The sequence below is a fragment of the Stackebrandtia sp. genome, assembly GCF_035643755.1.
GTDB lineage: Bacteria > Actinomycetota > Actinomycetes > Mycobacteriales > Micromonosporaceae > Stackebrandtia.
This window is the reverse complement of the sequence record NZ_DASQPW010000321.1, coordinates 1-3,886: the sequence shown is the minus strand read 5'-3', so window position 1 is coordinate 3,886 and position 3,886 is coordinate 1. Positions and strand designations below refer to the sequence as shown.

General features: G+C 69.0%; 4 protein-coding genes. 1 reads left to right on the top strand and 3 read right to left on the bottom strand.

What is annotated here, in order from left to right; translation table 11 throughout:
• The 3 genes from VE172_RS25155 to ettA all read right to left on the bottom strand — a co-directional run.
• On the bottom strand, positions 1-387 hold a 387-nt coding region (locus tag VE172_RS25155; RefSeq protein WP_324804764.1), incomplete at its 3' end, for a DUF8010 domain-containing protein.
• Positions 388-390: 3 nt separating this feature from the next.
• Positions 391-792, bottom strand: a complete 402-nt coding sequence (locus VE172_RS25150) for an acyl-CoA thioesterase (RefSeq protein ID WP_414715156.1) — start codon at positions 790-792, stop codon at positions 391-393.
• Positions 789-2,465: an energy-dependent translational throttle protein EttA gene (ettA, locus tag VE172_RS25145; protein WP_324804762.1), complete on the bottom strand. Its 1,677-nt coding sequence runs from the start codon at positions 2,463-2,465 to the stop codon at positions 789-791. The genes VE172_RS25150 and ettA overlap by 4 nt, the downstream gene beginning before the upstream one ends.
• 320 nt (positions 2,466-2,785) lie before the next feature.
• Here ettA and VE172_RS25140 point away from each other — a divergent pair.
• Positions 2,786-3,886: alpha,alpha-trehalose-phosphate synthase (UDP-forming) (locus VE172_RS25140; RefSeq protein ID WP_324804761.1), on the top strand; the 1,101-nt coding region annotated here is incomplete at its 3' end.

Below are 3,886 nucleotides of genomic sequence, written 5' to 3'. Positions count from 1 at the left end.
GCGCAGCCGCCGGTCCCCCACCCCGCGGCCGCGGGCCTGCCGCAGTGTCTCGGCGGCGGCGGTGCCGATGCGGTGGAACTCCGCGGCCGGGATCTCCTCCAGGACGGTGGCCTGCGCACCGGGCAGGGAACCGCGCCACAGCTCGTCGTGGCGCGTCGGCAGGGGCCCGTCGGGCAGCGCGGCGTCCAGATCGGCGGCGCGCACCGTGACGTCGGCGTCGACGTGCCCGGGCAGGCTCACCGTGGCCAGCACCCCGAACGGCAGCACCGTCCACCACCGCACCCGGTCGTCGCCGTCGGGCCGCAGCCGCACCAGCGCGGCAGGGTCGAGGCGGCGGGTGCGGGCCAGGAAGGCGCGCGCGTCGGCGGGGGCGTCGGTGAGCCGCACCCCTCAGCCCCGCCAGGTTTCCAGGTACTCGCGTTCCTCCGGCCGGACCCGGCGGGGGCGCTTGGACTCCAGGTCGTACATCACCGCCACGGTCTTGGCGGCGCTGACCAGGATGTCGTCGTCGAACATCTCGTACTCGATGGTGAACGACGAGTTGCTGATCTCGCCGATCCACATCTCGACGCGCACCGACTCGGTGTAGTCGACGGTGCGCTTGTAGTCGATCTCGTGGCGGGCGACGACGACACCCTCCTCAAAGGCCATTCCGCTTTCCTTGGCCACGTTGAAGAACAGCGCCACGCGCGCTTCCTCGTACAGCGTCAGATATCGGACGTTGTTGAGGTGCCCGAACGCGTCCAGGTCGCTCCAGCGCACCGGGCACCGATACGTGAACCGGGACATCAGCCGCGGGTCAGCTTCCGGTGGGTGACCCGGTGCGGCTTGGCCGCCTCCGGGCCGAGGCGCTCGACCTTGTTCTTCTCGTAGGCGTCGAAGTTGCCCTCGAACCAGAACCACGCCGGGTTGTCCTCGTCGGTGCCCTCCCACGCCAGGATGTGGGTGGCGACCCGGTCCAGGAACATCCGGTCGTGGGAGATGACCACGGCGCAGCCGGGGAAGTCCAGCAGCGCGTTCTCCAGCGACGACAGGGTTTCCACGTCCAGGTCGTTGGTGGGCTCGTCCAGCAGCAGGACGTTGCCGCCCTGCTTCAGGGTGAGCGCCAGGTTGAGGCGGTTGCGCTCCCCGCCCGACAGCACCTTGACCGGCTTCTGCTGGTCGGGGCCCTTGAAGCCGAACGCGGCGACGTAGGCGCGCGAGGGCATCTCGACCTTGCCGACCATCAGGTAGTCCAGCCCGTCGGACACCACCTGCCACACGGTCTTCTCGCCGTCCAGGCCCGACCGCGACTGATCCACGTAGGACAGATCGACGGTCTCGCCGACCCGCACGCTTCCCGAGTCGGGCTTCTCCAGGCCCACGATGGTCTTGAACAGCGTGGTCTTACCGACGCCATTGGGCCCGATGATGCCGACGATGCCGTTGCGCGGCAACGTGAAGCTCAGGTCGTTGATGAGGGTGCGGCCGTCGAAGCCCTTCACGAGGTGGTCGGACTCGATGACGGTATTGCCCAGGCGCGGCCCCGGCGGGATCTGGATCTCCTCGAAGTCGAGCTTGCGGGTCTTCTCCGCCTCGGCGGCCATCTCCTCGTAGCGGCCCAGCCGGGCCTTGGACTTGGTCTGGCGGGCCTTGGCGTTGGAGCGCACCCACTCCAGCTCGCCCCGCAGGCGCTTTTGCATCTTGGCGTCCTTGCGGCCCTCCACGGCCAGCCGCTCGGACTTCTTCTCCAGGTAGGTGGAGTAGTTGCCCTCGTAGGGGTGGGTGCGGCCGCGGTCGAGCTCGAGGATCCAGTCGGCGACGTGGTCCAGGAAGTACCGGTCGTGGGTGATGGCCACCACGGTGCCGGGGTAGGAGGCCAGGTGCTGCTCGAGCCACAGCACGCTCTCGGCGTCCAGGTGGTTGGTGGGCTCGTCCAGCAGCAGCAGGTCGGGGGCCTCCAGCAGCAGCTTGCACAGGGCCACGCGGCGGCGCTCGCCACCCGACAGGTGGGTGACCTCCTCCTCGCCGGGCGGGCAGCGCAGCGCGTCCATGGCCTGTTCCAGTTTGGAGTCCAGGTCCCAGGCGTCGGCGTGGTCCAGGTCCTCCTGGAGCTTGCCCATCTCGGCCATCAGCTCGTCGGTGTAGTCCGTGGCCAGCTGCTCGGCGATCTCGTTGAACCGGGCCAGCTTGCCCTTGGTGTCAGCCACCGCGGCCTCGATGTTGCCCAGCACGGTCTTGGTCTCGTCGAGCGGCGGCTCCTGCGCCAGCATCCCGACGGTGTAGCCCGGCATCAGCGTGGCCTCGCCGTTGGTGACGTGGTCCTCCCCCGCCATGATGCGCAGGAGGCTGGACTTGCCGGCGCCGTTGGGGCCGACCACGCCGATCTTCGCCCCGGGCAGGAAGTACAGCGTCACATTGTCGAGGACGACCTTGTCGCCGTGCGCTCGACGCGCCTTTTCCATGGTGTATATGAACTGGGCCACGGTGATGTCCGATCAGATTGCTGCGAATTTTGCCGCCGACCATCTTCGCAAGTCCGCGCCGGACGGTCTCACCGGGTCCAACGCGCGTAGCGGGCGTCGCATTTCCTTAGTCCCTGTTGGACGGTGAAAGGGCGCCGCGCCCAGCGCACGGCGGACCTCCGCGGCGGATGCGGCTAATCTTGCGGTGACCGGTCGACACAATACGCAGCCGAGGCCGGACGCGGCGTATACCGGGCAGCGGCGCCCACCCATTCATCTCCCACGACGAATAACTCTGCGCCGTACCATTGGTTACAGCCGCTGCGCGATGGAGGAATCCGATGCGAACATCCGCCAACACCGCGTTTGTCGTCGTCGCGAACCGATTGCCCGTGGACCGGGTGCTCGGCGACGACGGCACCTGGCAGTGGAAGCGCAGCCCCGGCGGCCTGGTCACGGCGCTGCAGCCGGTGATCCAGGCCGAGCACGGCACCTGGGTGGGCTGGGCCGGCAACGAGAGCACCGTCCTCGAACCCTTCACTTTGGACGGGATGCGCCTCCATCCGGTGCCGCTGGACGCCGAGGAGGTGTCCGAGTACTACGAGGGCTTCTCCAACGCCGCCCTGTGGCCGCTGTACCACGACGCGGTCGAGCAGCCGTCCCACAAGCGCCGCTGGTGGAACGCCTACGAGCGGGTCAACGCGCGCTTCGCCGAGCGCGCCGCCGCCGAGGCCGGGCGCGGGGCGGTGGTGTGGGTGCAGGACTATCAGCTCCAGCTGGTTCCGGCGATGCTGCGGCGGCTGCGCCCGGATCTGCGCATCGGCTTCTTCCTCCACATCCCCTTCCCGCCGGTGGAGCTGTTCATGCAGCTGCCGCGCCGCCTGGAGATCCTGCACGGGCTGCTGGGCGCCGACGTGGTGGGTTTCCAGCAACCCCTTGGGGCCCAGAACTTCCTGCGCCTCACCCGGCATCTGCTCGACCTGAAACCCAAGGGCCACAGCGTGGTCGTGGACGACGGACGCGAGGTGCACGTGGAGGCGTACCCGATCTCCATCGACACCGGCGCCACCGAGGTGCTGGCCGCCACCGAGCAGGTCACCCAGCGCGCCAAGGAGATCCGCGCCGAGCTGGGCGACCCGCGCACCGTCATCCTCGGCGTCGACCGGCTCGACTACACCAAGGGCATCGAGCACCGCTTCAAGGCGTTTCGCGAGCTGTTGTCCGAGGGGCGCCTGGCGGTGCCCGAGACGGTCATGGTGCAGGTCGCCACGCCGAGCCGGGAACGCGTCGAGCACTACCGCGCGCTGCGGTCCAGTGTGGAGCGCGAGGTGGGGCGGATCAACGGAGACTTCGGACAGGTCGGCATCCCGGCCGTCCACTATCTACACCAGTCCTACGACCGGGCCGAGCTGGCGGCGCTGTACCGGGTCGCCGACGTCATG